The following is an 18,963-nucleotide window of genomic DNA, read 5'->3' as shown; positions in this document are numbered from 1 at the left end:
TGCAACTCAAAGTACGTCTGGAGATTGCCATGTATGAGCTAAAGCGCTTCACCCTGAATCAAAAAGATATTTCGTTTCTTGATCAGCAGGTTTCTTTTCCGACCATTCATGTCGTCGGTTACAACACCGCTGGAGATCCGCTCTACGGCTATCAGGGCTCGGATGGTAGTGTCCATGTGCTCGGTGTGCTGGGAAGTTTCAATCCGCTTGACGTGCCTCTTGGTGAAGCCATCTGGTACAACGGTGCCCGCGACCCGATCGGCTTGCGCAACGTCTCGGGGCACTTCAATAATATGACCCTGGATGGGCAGGCCTGGGGCAGTTTCGGCCAGAACTTCATACGCCTGACCCATTCGGACTACACACACTATGTCCAGCAGAACCTGAGCAATTCCGCATTGACGGGGGCGGGTGTCCCTGTGGGCGCCACGCCCATGATTGACAGTAGTTCACTGTATGGCGATCCGACAGCTTCACTGGTGGACTACACGCCACGGATGATCAGCCAGACCATCGTCAGTGGCGGAGTGACGTTTACCACCGATGCCAACGGGCATATACAGCACACTGCCACGGGCGTTGCGATCGTCACGGATCCGGGAATCCTGGGTACCATTGGCGAAGTCGATACCACGTCGCCGGACTCCGGCCAGTACTACATCCGCAACCAGAATACTGTCGCCGGCGACCCGTCGACCACGGGCTGGTTCACCCTGTTTGGACAGTTCTTTGATCATGGGCTGGACTTCATCAACAAGCCCAATCAAAACGCCACGATCACTATTCCCCTTGCGCCGGACGACCCGCTGTACGGTTCGATCGGTCCGGATGGGCAGCCTGTGTACTCGATCAAGGTACACCGGGCCTCCGTCAGCGAAGTGGACGGGCAGGGACAGGCGCAGTACGTCAACCTCGACTCGCCCTACATCGACCAGAACCAGACTTATGGCTCCAATGACGCGGTGACGCAATTGCTGCGTCAGTGGGTGGCGGATCCAAATCATCCAGGACAGTTCATTGCTGGCGCAGCGCTGTTCGATGGCACCACCTTGAGTGACGACGCGGCCTGGACCCTCAATGGCGTGTTGACCCACCAGACTTTGCCAACCCTGAGCGAACTGCGCGCCCATGTGCAGGCAACCGGCCGTGACGATCTGACCTGGGATGACATCAGCAATTTCCGAGTGCGTGATGCCAATGGTCATGTGTTGGACGCAGACCCCGGCACTCCCGGCGTGCAAGCGGTGTACACCCGTGAGGCGATCCTTCTGGATATGAATCCGCACTTCGATGATTTGCATATCGACCAAGCGAAACTGATGTCTCTGGATGCGCATATCACCAGTATTACCTTCGACGCGAACAACCCCTTCGGGATGGTCATCAATTACGATAATTCCGGACCGAAAAACCTGTTCAGTTTTGTCAATTTTGCCGACTTCTCCATCAGTGCCACTGCGGGCAGTGCCGATTACGCGGTGGCCAACGAACTGCTGCTGCAATCGGTGGGTGACCACTACATTGCCGGTGACGGCAGGGTCAACGAAAACTTTGGCCTGACCGCGATCCATCACGTCTTCCATGAAGACCACAACGTACAACTGATCAATCTGCAAAACGAAGTGCTGGCACAGACTGACGTTAACGTGCGTCACAACTGGCAGGTGCAGGTCAGCAATGGCAGTGGTGGTTTTTATACCGATGCCAACGGCAATTTCACCCAGGCGGATGGCCTGACGGTGTCCTGGGACCAGGACAAGTTGTTCTACGCCGCCAAACTGACCGTGGAAATGGAATACCAGCACGTTGCGATTGACCAGTACGCCCGGCTGATCACCCCGGATTTGCCAGAGTTCGTGACTTATGACTCGGGCATCAACGCCAATATTTCGCTCGAGTACGGCCAGGCAGCGTTCCGTTTCGGTCACTCGCAACTGCGCGAAACCATCGATGCCCTGGAGAAAAATGCCAGTGGCGGTTATGACCTGACCGGTGCGATCACCCACTATGCGCTTGAGCAGGCGTTCCTCAATCCCGGCGGTTTTGCCGAGGTAGGGCCGACGGCCATTGCCTTGGGCATGACCCGGCAGATCAGCAATGAGATCGACGAATTCGTCACCCCGGCCTTGCAACAAGGCCTGCTGGGTCAGCCGCTGGACCTGGCGACCATCAACCTGGCTCGTGGTCGCGACTTGGGCCTGCCTACCCTGAACCAGGCGCGTCAGCAGATTCACGATGCGCTCATCGAGGAAAGGGCGTCACCGGCAGGCGCGCAGCATCACACGAACCTGATCGTGGATGGCTTGACGCCCTATACCAGTTGGAGTGACTTCGCCAACAACATGATTCACCCCGAATCATTGGTGAACTTCATCGCTGCCTATTCATTTGATGGTGACGTGGCCCATGCCCAAGCCATCATCGATGCCGATACCTCGGGTGTTACCACCAACTATGCCGGGGGCAGCGTCACGGCTGAAGAGGCGGCCTACTTCCTTTCCGGTGCGGCAGATGCCAACGGCAATCATGTGGCCGGTTACGACGGCTACAACGCGATTGATCTGTGGATCGGTGGCCTCGCGGAAAAACACGTCTACACCGGGCAACTGGGCACCACCTTCAACGCTATCTTCGAGGATCAGATGGAACGGTTGATGGATGGCGACCGTTTCTATTACCTGTTCCGCCTCGACCTCGGCTTGCCGGCGATGACCAACCTCAACGAACAGGTAGTGACCGAGCAATTCAAGGACATCATTGAACGCACCACCGATGCCCGGCACCTGGCCGGTGATGTATTCGGTTACGCCGACAGCTACATCGAACTGAGCAACACCGACTCCGGCGCCAGTGCGACTGCATACAAGAGCGAACACAAATACGGCACGCTGATTGCGGCGAACCATGTCGGCGTTTACTCAACCGGTGGCACGGGCGGGATTGGCGGTAACGGCTTGCTGGTCAGCCTGACCAATCCGGAAACGCATACCGCTCAAACCTATATCCGTGACTACCGTCCGGACCAGGGCCTGAACCCTGACGGCACTGCGGCAGTGGGCTACAACTCGCACGAAGTATTGTCTGGCACCGACTACAATGACTGGCTCGACGCTGGCGATGGCGACGATACGATCTATGGCGAAGGTGGCGATGACATCCTCGATGGCAAGGCCGGTGCCGACCATATCTATGGCGGTGACGGCAACGATGTGATCTACGGCGGTGATATCGAAGACTTCCTCGATGGCGGTGAAGGGGACGACACCATCTATGCCGGGACCAGCGCAGGTGCCCTCGATGTGGTGATTGGCGGAAACGGTAACGATCACCTCTACGGTGAAGCCGGGATCGACGAGTTGTACGGTGGCGCCGGCAATGACTACATCGATGCCGGCGGCGACACTGATCTGGTGCATGGCGGAGACGGTAACGACGAGATCTACGGTGGCGACGGCCCGGACATTCTGTTCGGTGAGGACGGCGATGACATCATTTCCGGCGGTTCCACGGGTGACCAGGAGTTCGGAGGTGTCGGTGACGACATTCTGTTGCCTGGCCTGGGTGGCGCTCCGGGTCAAGGCGACGGCGATGAAGCCATTGGCGATGTGGGCTTCGATATCGCGGCCTTCAGCGATGTGAACATTGCCCTGGATGCGGCCGCAGACCTTAACAACCAGAACATCGTGGCGGCGCCGGGCACTGCTGTGCTGTTCCAGCCGTTCAACGCCTTGCTGACAGACATTGAGGGTTTGATCGGTTCACGCTTCAGTGATAGCCGCCCAAACACGACGACCCCGGCCAACCATCTGGCGGGCCTGATCGGTAATGCCACGGAAAACTGGTTGATTGGCGGCAGTGGCAATGATGTCTCCCAAGGTAACGGCGGTAATGACGTGATCGTCGGTGACTCGATCAAACTCGCCGATCTGAATCACTTGCTCGCCAGTCAGGGGTTTGCCCAGCACTTTACTGGCCTGCAAGCGACCCGTCCGGACTTCATTCTGGGTGACAACCACGCAGCCCCAGGCACGGCCGACGGCGCAGCCGATGAAGCGCTGTACAGTGGCAATTTTGCCGACTACAGCATCACCAAGTTCACTGACACCCGGCCGGGCGGCGAGTTGATCACGGCGTTCAAAGTGGTGGATTTACGGGTCGGCGCGGCGAATGTCGATGGCACCGATATAGTGACTGGCATTGAAAAACTGCGTTTCGCCGACCGCACCGTCAACCTGAACATCACCAACAGTCTGCCAACCGGCAATGTGGTGCTGTCGGGGTTTGCTACTGCGCCAACCACACCTGGCCGTCCGGTGCCAGCTCAATACCGGCTGACCGCCAATACCTCGACCATACAGGACGCCGACGGCTTGCCTGGGCCAAGTGGGTTCAGCTTCCAATGGCAAGCACTGGTGGGCGCGGCCTGGATCAGTATTGCCGGGGCGAATGCCTCGACCTTTGCGCCCACCTCGGAGCAGTTCGGCCAGCAGCTACGGGTCCTCACCACTTACACCGACAACAACGGCACAGTGGAACAACTGACATCCGACCCTTCGGAAGCGGTAGGGCGCTTCATCGAAGGCACCAACTTCTTCGGCAATACGCTCAATGGCACCAACTATCAGGACATCCTGATGGGCTATTCGGGCAACGACGTCCTTAATGGTGGCCTGGGCTCCGACTTGCTCGACGGCGGCAGCGGTAACGACACGATGCGGGGGAACGCCGGTAACGATATCTACAGGGTGGATGCCAATGGCGATACGGTTCAGGAAAATCTGAGCGAAGGCACCGACACGGTCATGTCCTCGGTCAGCTACACCCTGGGTGCCAACGTCGAGAACCTGACATTGCTGGGGTCGAACAACAGTAACGGCACGGGTAACGGGCTGGACAACGTCATCCACGGCAATACCGGTAACAACCAACTTGGCGGCATGGCCGGCAACGACTCCGTCTTTGGTGAGGCAGGCAACGATACGCTGCTGGCATCGCTGAACGACGGCAACGACCAGTATGACGGCGGCGCGGGTACCGACACCTATGACTTATCGGCCACATCGGCGTCGGCCACGGTCGATTTGCTCCTCGGCACGTCAACCAGCACCCAGACCGGCAACGACTCCCTGACCGGCATCGAGAACGTCACCGGTAGTTCCGGCAATGATCACATCCAGGGCGACGGCGCGAATAACCTGCTGCAGGGCCAGGGCGGTGATGACTGGATGGATGCTGGCAGCGGTGACGACGTGCTGATTGGTGGGCAAGGCATTGACAGCCTGTTTGGTGGCCTTGGCAACGACACCTTCCGGGCGTCGGCCAATGACGGCAATGACAGCTACGACGGTGGTGGCGACACCGATACCTACGACCTGTCAGGGACCTCGGCCAACGCCACGGTCAACTTGTCTGCTGGCCTGGCGAGCAGTTCGCAAACCGGTAGCGACACCTTGAGCGGCATCGAGAATGTTCTCGGCAGCAACGGCACCAACAGCTTGACCGGCAATAACGCCAACAATGCCCTGACCGGGCAAGGCGGCGTCGACACCCTCAGTGGTGGAGATGGCGCAGACACGCTGACAGGCAATGGCAACCGCGACATTTTGACTGGTGGGGCGGGGGCGGACATCTTCAAGTTCAGCGCCATCAATGATTCGGGCACTTCGACCGCAAGCCGCGATGTGATCACCGACTTTGCGCAGGGAGCTGACCACATCGATCTGTCTCAGATCGATGCCCGGACCTCCGGCGCAGGTTCCGCCGGTAATCAGGACTTTGCCTTCCTCGGCGAGTGGAATGGTGTCGGCACTGAGTTCAGTAACCAAGCGCAATTGAAGTACCACTTCGCCAATGTCGGCGGGGTTGATCACACGTATGTGGAGGGCAATGTCAACAACGGTAATGGCGCTGATTTCCAAATCGATCTGGTCGGGCATGTCGCCCTGACAGCGAGCGATTTCGTCGGCGTGGCGTAAGGCTTAAAACCAAAAACGGCGCCCTCCTTTGAAGAGTGGCGTCGTTTTTTTATGGGGGTTCGGCTAGACCAGCTTTTTCCGCCATCAAACAATCTTTGGCGCAATTCGCTACTGCCCGGCTGCATGCGCTGCGGGGAACCGGTAAATTTCGACACGCTGCCTGAAACGGGCTTTACTGGAACAAAGCGTGCGGATTATCGAGGGCTGCGTGTTCTCGGCAGCCGGTACTGGCTGGATGCCGGGTCCACATCTACGCCCGTCGAGGTTGAGGACCAGCCCATGTCCCGGTTCCTCTGCGCCATGTTTTTCGCGTTGCTGCTAGTCGGCTGCGCCACCACGCGCATGCCCCACGACTTCAGCGAGGCGATTCCCGCCAGCGAATCGGCTTTCGGGCGCTCGATCCATATTCAGGCTGCCGCGCATGAGGGGCGCTCGGGTTTTCGTTTGCTGCCCAACAGCAGTGAAGCCTTCCGGGCGCGCGCCGAGTTGATCCGCAATGCGCAGAAATCCGTCGATCTGCAGTACTACATTGTGCATAACGGTCTCAGCACCCGGGCACTGGTCAATGAAATGCTGCTGGCTGCCGATCGCGGCGTACGGATACGTATCCTGCTTGATGACACCGCCACCGACGGCCAGGAAGAAGTCATCGCTACCCTGGCGGTGCACCCGAACATCCATATCCGCGTCTTCAACCCTTTGCATCTGGGGCGCAGCACCGTGGTGACTCGGACCATGGGCCGCTTGCTTGATCTTTCCCAACAACACCGACGCATGCACAACAAACTGTGGCTGGCTGACAACAGTGCAGCCATCGTCGGTGGGCGCAACCTGGGGGATGAATATTTCGACGCCAAGCCCGATCTCAACTTTACCGACATGGACCTGCTTTGCATCGGACCGGTCGCCGAGCAATTGGGACACAGCTTCGATCAGTACTGGAACAGCGCCTTGAGCCAATCGATCAGTGACTTCCAGATCAACAAGCCGACAGCACAGGACTTGCGCGAGAGCCGTCAACGTCTGGAGCAGTCGCTCCAGTCCTCACGTACCGAGCACAGGGCTTTGTACGACCATCTCATGACCTACCAGACTCGGCCGCAATTCGAGGCGTGGCGCAAGCAGCTGATCTGGGCCCATGGCACGGCGATGTGGGATGCTCCGAGCAAGGTCCTGGCTGACGGCGAACCGGCACGCGCGTTATTGATGGCCACACAACTGCGGCCTGAACTCGATGGCGTCAGCAACGAGCTGATCATGATGTCGGCCTACTTCGTCCCGCAAAAGTCGGGCATGGACTATCTCCTGGGGCGTGCCGATGCTGGCGTTGATGTGCGCCTGCTGACCAATTCACTGGAAGCCACCGATGTCCCGGCGGTGCATGGCGGCTATGCACCGTATCGCAAGACGTTGCTAGAACATGGCGTGAAACTCTATGAGCTGCGGCGTCAGCCGGAAGATACCGGCCGCAGTTCTTCGTTTGGACTCAGTGGTGGCTCGGACTCCAGCCTGCACACCAAGGCCATGATCCTGGACAGGCAGAAAGTGTTCATCGGTTCGTTCAATTTCGACCCGCGTTCACTGTTCTGGAACACTGAAGTCGGAGTGCTGGTCGACAGTCCAGAACTGGCCGGCTACGTGCGCCAGGCGGCGCTTGATGGCATGGCGCCGGCCATGAGTTACCAGGCCCGACTGGAAAACGGCGAAGTCGTCTGGCTCACCGAGGACGACGGCCGTCAACATACCTTGCGCAAGGAACCCGGCGGCAAATGGCGCAGCTTCAAAGCCTGGCTCAGCGACAAGGTCGGCCTGGAGAAGATGCTCTGAATCGATACCCGGAGTCCCCCCTGGTCTCATCGTGCAATAGGAATTTACAAAGAACCCTTTCGATAAGGGTGACGTGATCAAGCTGGAAGTCTTCTGACGTTTTTGCCTGCACCTGCCTGAATCCGGCGCCTGCCAGCGATGGTTGTTAAGGATAACGCGGGTGAGCTGGATGAACGCGGCGCACTGGAGTCCATCGCCAGCAGGCTGGCTCCTACAGTAGTTTCCCGGGATCGTGCGAAGAACTTTATTTTTGAGCGTGATGAATGACACAACGAAATTTTTTGCTGTTGGCTTTGTTGTTCATGTTTTTGACAGGTTGCACGACGATGCCACCCAAGGATCAGGACAATCTCTGCAACATTTACCGTGAGTATCCCGACTGGTACGAGGACTCGCTGGAAATGCAGAGTGAATATGGGACACCACTGCATGTGGCCATGGCGATCATGAAGCAGGAAAGCAGCTACGTGGCGGACGCATTGCCGCCGCGTGACTACCTGCTCTGGGTGATCCCCTGGGGGCGAGTCAGTTCGGCCTATGGTTATGCGCAGGCTCAGGACCCGGTGTGGGGTGAGTACAAGGACAGTACCGGCAACGGCGGTTCACGTGACAGTTTCGACGACGCGATCATGTTTATCGGCTGGTACACCACGGGCACGCAACGCCAGCTCGGAATCTCCAAATGGGACACCTACAATCAGTACCTGGCTTATCACGAGGGGCGTGGGGGCTTTAGCCGCAATTCCTATCGCAGTAAACCGTGGCTGATGCAGGTTGCCCAGAAAGTGCAAAAGCAATCGGAGATTTACAACGCCCAACTCAAGCAGTGTCGTCAGGCGCTGGAAGATGATCGCAGTGGGTGGTTCTAGCGCGGTAAAGACTTCGCTCACGGGTGTTATGCGGGATCAAGGGCCTGCCTTGCGACGATCGCTGCCGGTCGGGTTGCCGGTGTTGATCAGCCTTCTTTCCTGCAACACGTTTTCCAACGCCTGGCGGTCTGACGGGGTCAATTGATGCTCTCGCTCCTTGAGTTCCAGCAGGATCGGGGTGGACCACTGGCGGTAGGTTTGTTCGGCACTACGATTGAGTGACATGCGTTTTCTCCTTGATCAGGCTCCTGCCAATTAAGGCGCCGCAGTTCGATACGCAAGAGACCCTAGTCGACGTACCCTGTTCTCGCCAATGCGTTACATCGTACGCCCATTTCCCCAGATGCCCGCAGCGGCAGTTCGCTGCACATAATCGCTGAAGTCGCGCGCCGGTCGTCCCAGTGCCCGCTGCACGCCATCGGTCACCGGTGTGTTGCGGCCGTCGAGCACGGTGGTGAAGAGGTACAGCACCAGATCGATCAACGCCGGGGGAAGTTGTTCCTGTTCCATTGCCTGTCGATAGGCGAGCGCCGGTACGGCCACGAATTCGATGTTGCGATGAGTGGCTCGGGCAATCTCGGTCACGGCGTCGGCAAAGGTCAACGCCCGAGGACCGGTCAATTCATAGAGCTGGTGTGTGTGCCCGGGCTGGGTCAATGCGGCGACGGCGCACTCTGCTATGTCGTCTGCATCGACAAAGGGTTCGGCGACCTGGCCGACGGGGAGTGCCAGTTCACCTTGCACTATGGGTTCAAGAAAGTGCGCCTCGCTGAAGTTCTGGCAAAACCAACTGGCCCGCAGAATCGTCCAGTCAATCCCGCTGTCCTGTACGACACGTTCGGCCTGTTGCGCTTCGACTTCGCCGCGCCCGGATAACAAAACCAGTTTGCGCACTCCGCTTTTCACCGCCAGGTCGGTGAAAGCCTGGATGGTTTCAACGGCGCCTGGAACGGCGAGATCGGGCTGGAAGGATATGTAGACCGCATGAACACCCTCGATTACCGCGTCCCAGGTCGATCGATCTTCCCAGTCGAAAGGAGGATTCGCATCGCGGGAACCCTGGCGAACGGGCAGGCCGGCCGTTTCGAGTCGTTGAGTGATTCGCCGTCCGGTTTTGCCGGTGGCGCCGAGGACCAACAGGGTTTGCTGAGCGGTGTTCATCGCGTTCATCTCCATCGGTTAATGTGAGTAATACTCACGTTTATAAGATGATAGATCCTCATGTTTGTGCGTCAACCCTCAGGGTCGAATTGCCCGACGTGTGGGCATCAGTTGTTTGGCATGGGGATGGGCGATGCTAAGGTGAGTACATGTCACGTTATTGATCGGGAAATTCACTCGTGCGCAAAAAGCCCCCTGAAGCCCAGGAACAGCCTGTTGCAGAAGCTGTTCGGCGTAATCCCATGCAAAAGCGCAGTCGCGAGCGTCAGGAGCGGATTCTGGCCGCCGCGACTCAATTGATTGCGGACAAGGGCAGCGATCAGCTCAAGATGAGTGAAATCGCCGAGCGCGCCGAGATCTCCATCGGTTCCCTTTATCAGTATTTTCCCGACAAGAGCGCCGTCATTCGAACGCTCGCCGAACGCTACAACGCTGAGAGCCGTCGTTGCATTGCACAGGCATTGGAGGCTGTGGAGGATGCCCAGGGGTTGCAGGCAGCCTATTCGCAGTTGCTCGACCTGTATTACGAGATCGTGATGGCGACACCGGTGATGCGTGACATCTGGTCCGGCATGCAGGCCGACAAGCAGTTGTTGCAGCTGGAGCTGGAAGAGAGCCGGGTGGCCGGAGCGCTGCTGGCCCAGGCCATGCTTCGCGTATATCCGCAAAGCGATGAGCTGAAGGTCAGGCAATCCGCGTTTTTGATCTGGCACCTGGGCGAGGCGACCATGCGCTTGGCGGTCACTTGTACGCCAGAGGAAGGGCGCGCGCTGGTCGAGGCGTTCAAGCGCATGTCCCTGCGCGAGGTCATGGAGCCAGCGTGCAGGGACATCTCATCGCAGTAGAAGCTGCCTAGACGAAAGGTTGGCCGGCAAATCCCCGTGGCAGTCGTTGCAGGCCGGCCATCGCGGTCAGTCGTTCGGTCCAGGCTGAACGCCAGTTGTCGGCGGTGTGCACGGCTTTGGCTTTGCGTGCTGCGCGGCGGGCGGCGTTGCGTTCAGCCTTGCGGGCTTCTTTGTAGGCGTCGGTGTTTCGGCAACTTCTGCATTTCACCCGATTGAGTTCGCGGGTCGATACCAGGTTGTTGCCGTGGTGACCGCAGGCCAGGTGCCCGCTGACTTTGAAATGAGTGACCATTGGAACGTCTCCTTGGTGACGTGTGATCGGTTGACCCCACGTGAGCGGTGACGTTCGATTGATTTTGCGCAACAAAAAATCCCGGCACGAGGTCGGGTTGCAAGAGAGGGTGAAAACTCGGCAGGCAGCCAGCTATCCGGAGGCGTCAGTGCCACCGGTCATGCTGCCCGAATCGGGCCTGTCCTCGTACCGCGAATCCGTGGCGGATCATCTGAACCGAGGCAGAGGCCGGTCGACAGGCTGGAGAGAAGACAGCGTGTGCCGGATCAGCGGCGTGTCCTTCTCGATGTCGTTCAGGCGATCACGAATTCTGAGGGCGGTGGGGTGTCCGCCTTGATGATCGACCCAGTCGGCGATTTCTTTGCAGGCCGCAGCCAGGCGCGCCTGACGGGAGTCGAGCAAGGTGAGCAGGGTGGTGATGGACTCTTTTTCGGACATGGGAGACACCTCCGTTCAAGAAACCTGGTGTGGCAGCAAAAAGCCCGCCTGGAGCGAGCTTTCTGCCGTTGGGGTCGCTGTTCCTTCAGCCATTTCAGTATAGACCCGTTAAAAAATGGTGGCAGGCCCTCAACCTTGTCGGGCTGTCACTTGTGATTTGGCGTTCAACTGCCGGCAAACACGCTGAGCGTCTTCTTCAGTGTCGTAGCCATCTCCGATAAAACCTTGGGTGCGGGTATCGGCGATGCGATACCAGACCGCGGCATCCGGAGGCAGATGGTCATTTTCACCCGCACGGCGGCCATGAATGATGATCTTGTTGCAACGCTTCACGACGAAAATGTCTTCCATGGCGTCTCCGCAGCGGATTCGTGTTCAGTTCAACTATAGAAGTCATTGGTGATCGTGCAAAAAATAGGCAGGTCAATTCGTCGGTTCAGGCGCGGCGGGCATTCTTTCAAGGAAGATCGCCAGCCCGACCTCTTCGGCCGATAGCCCCTTGCGCGCTCTGGTCCTTGGCAGTTGCGCCAGGTCGCCGAGAACAAAGCCATCCAGCACCGCCGGGTGGATATAGCATTTGCGGCACACCGCCGGGGTATTGCCGAGTTGCCTGGCCACATTCTTGACCATGTCCACCAGGTGCCGCCTGGCGTCCGTTTCGGGCTCCCACTGCAGTTTGCGCAACATCGCCAGAGCCAGGACGCTGCCGGCCCAGGTGCGGTAATCCTTGGCGGTGAAGTCGGCGCCGGTGAGCGTTTGCAAATAGCTGTTGATGTCGGATGAACTGACGGTGTGCCGGTCTCCGTTTTCATCCAGGTACTGGAACAGGTTTTGCCCGGGAATGTCCTGGCAGCGTTTGATGATCCGCGCCAGTCTCCGGTCTTTCACGGTGATCTGGTGCTCGACGCCACTTTTGCCGCGGAACTGGAACAGGATGGCACTGCCGTTGATCTCTACATGGCGGCTGCGCAAGGTCGTCAGGCCGTAGGAGCGGTTTTCCCGGGCATATTGGCTGTTGCCGATTCGGATCAACGTCGTGTCCAGCAAAGTGATGACCGTGGCCATGACTTTGTCGCGACTGAACCCCGGTGCCGCCAATTCGGCCTCCAGTCGCTGGCGCAGTTTCGGCAAGGCCAGGCCGAACTCACGCAGGCGCAAGTACTTGTCAGCGTCGCGCACCTCCCGCCAGCGCGGATGATAACGGTATTGTTTGCGACCCCGGGCATCCCGACCGGTGGCCTGCAGGTGCCCGCATGGATCGGTGCAGATCCACACTTCGGTATAGGCCGGCGGCACCGCGAGTGCGTTGAGGCGTTTGATTGCCTCCGGGTCGGTGATGCGCTGGCCCGCCGGGTCGAAATAGGCGAATTTTCCACGCAGTTTCCGGCGGGTGATGCCCGGCTGGGTGTCATCGACATAATGCAGGTCAGGCGGCAGTTCATCGAGCATGACAGGCGTCCTGGGCGAGGAATCACGGGGCGTTACAGCCATGGACCGCGCCCCGCTGCAGTCGTGCCGACGGATTTACGCCAGCACCGCGACCGCTTTGATTTGTGCCCAGAGTTGCTGGCCAGGGTGGATGTTCAGGTGATCGCGGGAATAACGCGTGATCCGCGCCAGCAGCGGCGTGCCGGCGGCGTCCAGGCGAATCAGCACATGGGCGGCGTTGTCGGCGTTCATTTCACTGACCACGGTGACCGGCAGGCGATTGAGAATGCTGCTGTGCCCGGCACTGTGCAGGTTCAGGCTGACATCCCGTGCCTGGACCTTGCAGCGCAGTGCCTGGCCTGCATCCATGGGCGTATGCGGTACCCGAATGTTGAGGCTGGTGCCGGGCAATTGCAGGCTCAGCAATTGATAGTCGGCGTCATAGGCGCTGACACGACCTTCGATCACCACACCGGCGTCGTCCCCCATGGCCAGAGGCAAGTCGAGGCGCGCCAGGGTCTGGCCGATCGGACCGCTGGCCAGTGCCTTGCCGTTGCTGAGCAACACGATATGGTCGGCCAGCCGCGCGACTTCATCCTGGGAGTGGCTGACGTACAGCACCGGAATCTCGAGTTCGTCGTGCAGCCGCTGCAGGTAAGGCAGGATTTCACTTTTGCGTTGGGCATCCAGCGCGGCCAGGGGCTCGTCCATCAACAACAGTTTCGGACTGGTGAGCAAGGCGCGGGCGATGCCGACACGCTGTCGCTCGCCGCCCGAAAGGTGTTGCGGATGGCGGTCCAGCAAGTGACGGATGCCGAGCAATTCGCTGGCGTGGGCCATGTCGACCCGCCGCTGCGACTTAGGGATGCGCTTGAGGCCGAACTCCAGGTTGGCCAGCACCGACAGATGAGGAAACAGGCTGGCTTCCTGGAACACGTAGCCCAGCGCGCGTTTGTGCGGCGCAACGAAAGCCTTGTTGGCGCTGTCTTGCCAGACTTCATCGTTGACCTGGATAAAACCCTGATCGGCCCGTTCCAGGCCGGCGATGCAGCGCAGGCAAGTGGTCTTGCCCGAACCGGAATGACCGTAAAGTGCGGTGACGCCACGGCCCGGCAGTTGCAGGTCGACGTCCAGGGCGAAGCCCGGGTAATCCAGTTTCAGGCGCATGTGAATCATCGGTCAGCTCCAGCCCGCTTTGGTTTTCCGGCTGGAATACAGCGCCAGCAAGACGACAAACGAGAACACCAGCATCGCCCCGGCCAGCCAATGGGCTTGGGCGTATTCCATGGCTTCGACGTGATCGTAGATCTGCACCGAGACCACGCGGGTCTTCTCGGGAATGTTGCCACCGATCATCAGCACCACGCCGAACTCGCCGACGGTGTGGGCGAAACCGAGAATGGCGGCGGTAATGAAACCAGGGCGGGCCAGGGGCAGCGTCACGCTGAAAAAGGTGTCCCAGGGATTGGCCCGCAGCGTTGCGGCCACTTCGAGCGGGCGCGTGCCAATGGCGGAAAAAGCGTTTTGCAGCGGCTGAACGACAAAGGGCATCGAATACAACACCGAGCCAATGACCAGACCTGCAAAACTGAAGGTGAGGGTGCCAAGACCGAGTGATTGGGTGAGCTGGCCAATGAACCCGTGAGGGCCCAGCGCCAGCAACAGATAAAAACCGATCACGGTCGGTGGCAACACCAGGGGCAGGGCGACAATCGCCCCGACCGGACCGCGCCACCAAGAGCGGGTGCGCGAAAGCCATAACGCAATCGGAGTGCCGACAATCAGCAGGATGACGGTCGTCAGGGACGCCAGTTTAAGGGTCAGCCAGATGGCGGAAAAATCGGCACTCGATAGCGACATTTTAGATTTCGTAGCCGTAGGACTTGATGACAGCTGCCGCCTTCGGCCCCTTGAGGTAGTCAACCAAGGCCTTGGCGGCCGGGTTGTCCTTGCCCTTGTTGAGGATCACTGCGTCTTGCTTGATCGGGTCGTGCAGGCTGGAGGGAACGATCCAGGCCGAACCGCTGGTGATCTTGCCGTCCTTGTAGATCTGCGACAGCGCGACAAAACCCAGCTCGGCGTTACCGGTGGAGACGAACTGATAGGCCTGGGTGATGTTCTGGCCTTCAACGATCTTGTCCTTGACCTTGTCGGTCAGACCTTCCCTGGCCAGCACCTGGGTCGCCGCCAGGCCGTAAGGCGCAGCCTTCGGATTGGCGATGGACAGGTGCTGGTAATCGTTCTTTTTCAGCACGTCACCCTTGGCATCGACGTAGCCTTCCTTGGCCGACCATAGCGCCAGGGTGCCGACTGCGTAGGTGAAGCGCGAACCCTTGACGGTGTCGCCTTCGGCTTCGAGTTTTTTCGGGGTGCTGTCGTCTGCCGCGAGGAACACTTCGAACGGCGCGCCGTTTTTGATCTGGGTGTAGAACTGGCCGGTGGCGCCAAAGGCGGTGACCAATTTATGCCCGGTAGCCTTTTCGAAATCAGCGGCGATGGCCTGGATGGGCGCGGTGAAGTTGGCAGCGACAGCCACCTGGACTTCGTCCGCCTGGGCTGAGCCGCAGGCGAATACGGCGAGCAGGCTCGTGAGGCACGCAGGGGCAAAACGTGAGACGCGAAGGGTCATGAAACGGCTCCGTCAAAGGCAATTGCAGCAAGGGTAAATCGTTATGTAGAGAAATATATAGCGAATTGCCTTTGAACGGAATGTGCAGTCACAAAACTGTATACAATTTTAACGCAAATGATGCTCAGGGGTGGCGCAGCAGCCTCGCCAGTCCTTCTTCGGCCAGTTTTCGAGTCAGTGCCTCGGTGGTCAATTCAACGCCGAGAGTAAATGCCTGGCCGGCCCAAAGGTTGCTGAAGTCCGCTTCACCTTTGGCCCGCAACGGCATCAACGCGCCACCGGCCAGGGGAAAGGCCGGAGCCTTGGCGCTCATGGGCCCCAGTTCGCGCATCACCCGATTAAGAATGCCCCGGGCCGGGCGACCGGTGAACACGTTGGTCACCGCCGTCTCGCTTTCCTTGGCGGTGCGCAACGCTTTGTGATGGGACGGGCTGACCTTGGCCTCCGGGGTGAACAGGTACGCCGTGCCCACCTGCACCGCCGAAGCGCCCAGCATGAAGGCAGCGGCGACGCCTCGTGCATCAGCGATGCCGCCAGCGGCAATCACCGGCACTTTCACTGCATCGACGACTTGCGGCACCAGGGCGAACGTGCCCACCTGGCTGCTCAGGTCATCGCTGAGAAACATTCCGCGATGGCCTCCGGCTTCATAGCCCATGGCAATGATCGCATCGCAGCCATGCTGCTCCAGCCACACCGCTTCTGCGACGGTGGTGGCCGAGGACAATACTTTTGCACCGGTGGCTTTGACCCGGTCGAGCAGGGATTTTTCCGGCAGGCCAAAGTGAAAGCTCACCACTTCGGGGCGAAACTCTTCGATCACTTGGCAGGCCGCGCCATCGAACGGCGCCCGATTGGACACCGGAGTTGGCGCATCGAAATCGGCGCCGAGTTCCTGGTAGTAGGGTTGCAGCAGGTTTTTCCAGTCCTGCGCGCGTTGCTCATCAGGGGCTGGAGGCTGATGACAGAAAAAATTGACGTTGATCGGGCGCCGGGTGTGCTGGCGGATGGTTTTCAGCTCTTCGCGCAGTTGATCGATGCTGAGCATCGCCGCTGGCATCGAGCCGAGGCCGCCGGCATTGCAGGCCGCAATCACCATGGACGAGTTCGTGGCACCGGCCATCGGCCCCTGAATGATCGGCAGTTCGATCCCGAGCAGGTCAAGAATGCGGGTATCTGGCCATGGGTTCATGTGCTGTGTTCTCCGACGTTGAAGCAGGGCAGGGACGGTAGAACAGGATTTGTAACGCAACGATTGGCGCAAGGCCAGTCGTCTTTTCAGTTCGCCAGGCTTTCTTCGGTGCCCGCTGGGGTGGCTGATTGGCTTAAAGTCGAGTACGACAATCTGTTGCCATGTGCTATTTCAAATGCACCACAATCCGACTGATTCCATTGAGAGGCCGTAATGTTCAAAGGTATTTTGATCGACAAAGACGACAGCGGTTACCGGGCCACACTGCAAGAGATCCAGGACGATCAACTGCCCGAGGGCGATGTCACGGTGCGTGTTGCCTACAGCACGCTGAACTTCAAGGATGGCCTGGCAATCACCGGCAGCAGTCCGGTGGTGCGCAAATTCCCGATGGTGCCGGGCATCGACCTGACCGGTGTGGTCGAGGTCAGCGGGCATCCGGACTACAAGGTCGGTGACCATGTCCTGCTCAACGGCTGGGGCGTAGGGGAGGGGCATTGGGGCGGCCTGGCGCAGAAGGCTCGCCTTAACGGTGATTGGCTGATCCCGTTGCCCAAGGCATTCACCGCCGCCCAGGCGATGGCCATTGGTACGGCGGGCTACACGGCCATGCTGTGCATCCTGGCTTTGGAACATAACGGTGTGACGCCCGGGCAGGGCGAAATCCTGGTCACCGGCGCCAACGGTGGCGTCGGCAGTTTCGCCATCGCGTTGCTGAGCAGGCTCGGCTACCGGGTGGTCGCGTCCACCGGGCGTACGTCGGAGCACGACTACCTGAAGCAACTGGGCGCCAGCGAAATCATCGATCGCGCCACCTTGTCAGAGCCGGGCAAGCCCTTGGCCAAGGAGCGCTGGGCGGCCGTGATCGATTCGGTCGGCAGCCACACCCTGGCCAATGCGTGCGCCAGTACCAAGGCCAATGGCACCGTCGCGGCCTGCGGTTTGGCGCAGGGCATGGATTTTCCGGCGTCCGTTGCACCCTTCATATTGCGCGGTGTGACCCTGGCCGGCATCAACAGCGTGACCCAGCCCAAAGCCAAGCGCGTGGAGGCCTGGAGTCGCCTGGCCAAGGACCTGGACTTCAACCTGTTGCCGTTGATCAGTCACGAAATCGGCTTGAGCGAAGCCATCGAAGCCGCGCCGCGCTTGCTTGCCGGGCAGTTGCGCGGGCGCGTAGTGGTGGATGTGAATCGCTGATTACCGCGATTCGCGCTCCAGCAACTGGCGTTTGCGCTCGACACCCCAGCGATAGCCCGAGAGATTGCCATCGCTGCGCACCACGCGATGGCACGGGATCGCCACGGCCAAGCTGTTCGCGCCGCAGGCTTGAGCCACGGCGCGAACGGATTTCGGCGAACCGATGCGTAGCGCGACATCGGCATAGCTCGCCGTGCTGCCAACGGGAATCTCCCGCAGCGCTTGCCAGACCCGTTCCTGGAATGCGGTGCCGCGCACGTCCAATGGCAGGTCCAGGCCAATCGCCGGGGCTTCAATATAGCCGACGACCTTGGCAATCAGCGCTTCGAACGCCTGATCGGCGCCAATCAAATTGGCTCGCCGGAACTTGTCTTGCAGATCACAGACCAGTTGGTGCGGATCATCACCGAGCAAAATCGCGCAAACCCCGCGTTCACTCTGCGCCACCAGAATCGCTCCCAGCGAACACTGGCCGACGGCAAAACGAATGTCGTTGTTTTGACCGGCAGCGCGGTAGTCCCCGGGTTTCATTCCGAGCAGTTGGTCTGCCGCTTCATAAAACCGGCTGTTGGAGTTGAAGCCGGCGTCATACAGGGCATCGGTCACCGAGCCGCTGTCTGCCAGGCGCTCGCGCACCTTGCGTGAACGATGGGCATCGGCATAGCCCTTGGGCGTCAGGCCGGTGACGGCTTTGAACACGCGATGGAAGTGGAAGCTGCTCAATCGCGCAACCTCGGCTAATTCGCCCAGGGTGGGCAGCGTTTCGGCGCTTTCAATCTGGCGGCAGGCAGCGGCCACGGTGGCGGCATGCTGCGCGGCGAGTTCGCTCTGATCCTTTGCCGCGCGCTTGCTCGGACGATAACCCGCGGCCCGGGCCTGTTCGGCGCTATCGAAGAACTCGACATTCTGTGGTTTGGGCAGGCGCGCAAGGCTGCTGGGATTGCAGTAGATGCCTGTGGTCTTCACGGCATAGACAAACTGCCCGTCAGCCTTGGGGTCGCGCGCGACCACGGCGGCCCAGCGCGGATCGTTTTCGGTGGTGATCTTGGTCGATTGGGTTGTCATGGCGTCACGTCCTTTGAGGAGTTGCCTGCACATTAACCATGGGGC

The 18,963-nt window shown here is 59.5% G+C and carries 16 protein-coding genes; 5 read left to right on the top strand and 11 right to left on the bottom strand.

Annotation, left to right across the window (positions count from 1 at the left end; translation table 11 throughout):
* Positions 1-29 precede the first annotated feature (29 nt).
* The 3 genes from KW846_RS07510 to KW846_RS07500 all read left to right on the top strand — a co-directional run bounded on the left by KW846_RS07510 (position 30) and on the right by KW846_RS07500 (position 8,671).
* Positions 30-5,975: a peroxidase family protein gene (locus KW846_RS07510; protein ID WP_218481820.1), complete on the top strand. Its 5,946-nt coding sequence runs from the start codon at positions 30-32 to the stop codon at positions 5,973-5,975.
* A 279-nt stretch (positions 5,976-6,254) separates the two neighbouring features.
* Positions 6,255-7,802: a phospholipase D family protein gene (locus tag KW846_RS07505; RefSeq protein ID WP_218481819.1), complete on the top strand. Its 1,548-nt coding sequence runs from the start codon at positions 6,255-6,257 to the stop codon at positions 7,800-7,802.
* Between the two features lie 263 nt (positions 7,803-8,065).
* Entirely contained in the window at positions 8,066-8,671 is a 606-nt protein-coding gene (locus KW846_RS07500; protein ID WP_116580491.1) for a hypothetical protein, read from the top strand.
* Positions 8,672-8,707: 36 nt separating this feature from the next.
* Here KW846_RS07500 and KW846_RS07495 read toward each other — a convergent pair whose 3' ends face one another.
* Positions 8,708-8,896 carry a hypothetical protein gene (locus tag KW846_RS07495; RefSeq protein WP_007975986.1) on the bottom strand — a complete coding sequence of 63 codons (189 nt, stop codon included), beginning with the start codon at positions 8,894-8,896 and terminating at the stop codon, positions 8,708-8,710.
* 93 nt (positions 8,897-8,989) lie between these two features.
* Positions 8,990-9,832: an NAD(P)H-binding protein gene (locus KW846_RS07490; RefSeq protein WP_218481818.1), complete on the bottom strand. Its 843-nt coding sequence runs from the start codon at positions 9,830-9,832 to the stop codon at positions 8,990-8,992.
* Between the two features lie 179 nt (positions 9,833-10,011).
* On the opposite strand from KW846_RS07490, the gene KW846_RS07485 reads away from it, so the two are divergent.
* Complete coding sequence (locus KW846_RS07485; RefSeq protein ID WP_218481817.1) at positions 10,012-10,677, top strand: TetR family transcriptional regulator; 666 nt, start codon at positions 10,012-10,014, stop codon at positions 10,675-10,677.
* A 7-nt stretch (positions 10,678-10,684) separates the two neighbouring features.
* Here KW846_RS07485 and KW846_RS07480 read toward each other — a convergent pair whose 3' ends face one another.
* The 8 genes from KW846_RS07480 to KW846_RS07445 all read right to left on the bottom strand — a co-directional run bounded on the left by KW846_RS07480 (position 10,685) and on the right by KW846_RS07445 (position 16,656).
* The gene (locus KW846_RS07480) at positions 10,685-10,969 is read right to left on the bottom strand and encodes a hypothetical protein (RefSeq protein WP_007975979.1); all 285 of its coding nucleotides are present in this window, start codon (positions 10,967-10,969) and stop codon (positions 10,685-10,687) included.
* A 207-nt stretch (positions 10,970-11,176) separates the two neighbouring features.
* On the bottom strand, positions 11,177-11,407 hold the full coding sequence (locus tag KW846_RS07475; RefSeq protein WP_007975977.1) for a hypothetical protein: 231 nt from the start codon (positions 11,405-11,407) through the stop codon (positions 11,177-11,179).
* Between the two features lie 129 nt (positions 11,408-11,536).
* Complete coding sequence (locus KW846_RS07470) at positions 11,537-11,758, bottom strand: hypothetical protein (protein ID WP_007975974.1); 222 nt, start codon at positions 11,756-11,758, stop codon at positions 11,537-11,539.
* Positions 11,759-11,830: 72 nt separating this feature from the next.
* On the bottom strand, positions 11,831-12,856 hold the full coding sequence (locus KW846_RS07465) for a DNA topoisomerase IB (RefSeq protein ID WP_218481816.1): 1,026 nt from the start codon (positions 12,854-12,856) through the stop codon (positions 11,831-11,833).
* A gap of 75 nt (positions 12,857-12,931) precedes the next feature.
* Entirely contained in the window at positions 12,932-14,011 is a 1,080-nt protein-coding gene (modC, locus tag KW846_RS07460) for a molybdenum ABC transporter ATP-binding protein (RefSeq protein WP_218481815.1), read from the bottom strand.
* A 3-nt stretch (positions 14,012-14,014) separates the two neighbouring features.
* Positions 14,015-14,695 carry a molybdate ABC transporter permease subunit gene (gene modB, locus KW846_RS07455; RefSeq protein ID WP_218481814.1) on the bottom strand — a complete coding sequence of 227 codons (681 nt, stop codon included), beginning with the start codon at positions 14,693-14,695 and terminating at the stop codon, positions 14,015-14,017.
* Between the two features lies 1 nt (position 14,696).
* Positions 14,697-15,464, bottom strand: a complete 768-nt coding sequence (gene modA / locus KW846_RS07450) for a molybdate ABC transporter substrate-binding protein (RefSeq protein WP_218481813.1) — start codon at positions 15,462-15,464, stop codon at positions 14,697-14,699.
* Positions 15,465-15,588: 124 nt separating this feature from the next.
* On the bottom strand, positions 15,589-16,656 hold the full coding sequence (locus KW846_RS07445) for a nitronate monooxygenase family protein (protein WP_218481812.1): 1,068 nt from the start codon (positions 16,654-16,656) through the stop codon (positions 15,589-15,591).
* A 213-nt stretch (positions 16,657-16,869) separates the two neighbouring features.
* Here KW846_RS07445 and KW846_RS07440 point away from each other — a divergent pair, with 213 nt between their 5' ends.
* On the top strand, positions 16,870-17,853 hold the full coding sequence (locus KW846_RS07440) for an MDR family oxidoreductase (RefSeq protein ID WP_218481811.1): 984 nt from the start codon (positions 16,870-16,872) through the stop codon (positions 17,851-17,853).
* Here KW846_RS07440 and ada read toward each other — a convergent pair whose 3' ends face one another.
* Positions 17,854-18,918, bottom strand: coding sequence for a bifunctional DNA-binding transcriptional regulator/O6-methylguanine-DNA methyltransferase Ada (ada, locus tag KW846_RS07435; protein ID WP_218481810.1), 1,065 nt, complete (start codon positions 18,916-18,918; stop codon positions 17,854-17,856). It abuts the gene before it with no gap.
* Positions 18,919-18,963: the final 45 nt, after the last annotated feature.

The sequence above is a fragment of the Pseudomonas sp. PDM32 genome, assembly GCF_019219225.1.
GTDB lineage: Bacteria > Pseudomonadota > Gammaproteobacteria > Pseudomonadales > Pseudomonadaceae > Aquipseudomonas > Aquipseudomonas laurylsulfatiphila.
Note: the sequence above shows the minus strand (reverse complement) of the source record. Positions and strands in the feature narration are given on the sequence as shown.

Coding starts and splice junctions, on each gene's coding strand:
- KW846_RS07510 (WP_218481820.1), top strand. CDS start 30: ATGTATGAGCTAAAGCGCTTCACCCTGAATCAAAAAGATATTTCGTTT.
- KW846_RS07505 (WP_218481819.1), top strand. CDS start 6,255: ATGTCCCGGTTCCTCTGCGCCATGTTTTTCGCGTTGCTGCTAGTCGGC.
- KW846_RS07500 (WP_116580491.1), top strand. CDS start 8,066: ATGACACAACGAAATTTTTTGCTGTTGGCTTTGTTGTTCATGTTTTTG.
- KW846_RS07495 (WP_007975986.1), bottom strand. CDS start 8,896: ATGTCACTCAATCGTAGTGCCGAACAAACCTACCGCCAGTGGTCCACC.
- KW846_RS07490 (WP_218481818.1), bottom strand. CDS start 9,832: ATGAACACCGCTCAGCAAACCCTGTTGGTCCTCGGCGCCACCGGCAAA.
- KW846_RS07480 (WP_007975979.1), bottom strand. CDS start 10,969: ATGGTCACTCATTTCAAAGTCAGCGGGCACCTGGCCTGCGGTCACCAC.
- KW846_RS07475 (WP_007975977.1), bottom strand. CDS start 11,407: ATGTCCGAAAAAGAGTCCATCACCACCCTGCTCACCTTGCTCGACTCC.
- KW846_RS07470 (WP_007975974.1), bottom strand. CDS start 11,758: ATGGAAGACATTTTCGTCGTGAAGCGTTGCAACAAGATCATCATTCAT.
- KW846_RS07465 (WP_218481816.1), bottom strand. CDS start 12,856: ATGCTCGATGAACTGCCGCCTGACCTGCATTATGTCGATGACACCCAG.
- modC (WP_218481815.1), bottom strand. CDS start 14,011: ATGATTCACATGCGCCTGAAACTGGATTACCCGGGCTTCGCCCTGGAC.
- modB (WP_218481814.1), bottom strand. CDS start 14,695: ATGTCGCTATCGAGTGCCGATTTTTCCGCCATCTGGCTGACCCTTAAA.
- modA (WP_218481813.1), bottom strand. CDS start 15,464: ATGACCCTTCGCGTCTCACGTTTTGCCCCTGCGTGCCTCACGAGCCTG.
- KW846_RS07445 (WP_218481812.1), bottom strand. CDS start 16,656: ATGAACCCATGGCCAGATACCCGCATTCTTGACCTGCTCGGGATCGAA.
- KW846_RS07440 (WP_218481811.1), top strand. CDS start 16,870: ATGTTCAAAGGTATTTTGATCGACAAAGACGACAGCGGTTACCGGGCC.
- ada (WP_218481810.1), bottom strand. CDS start 18,918: ATGACAACCCAATCGACCAAGATCACCACCGAAAACGATCCGCGCTGG.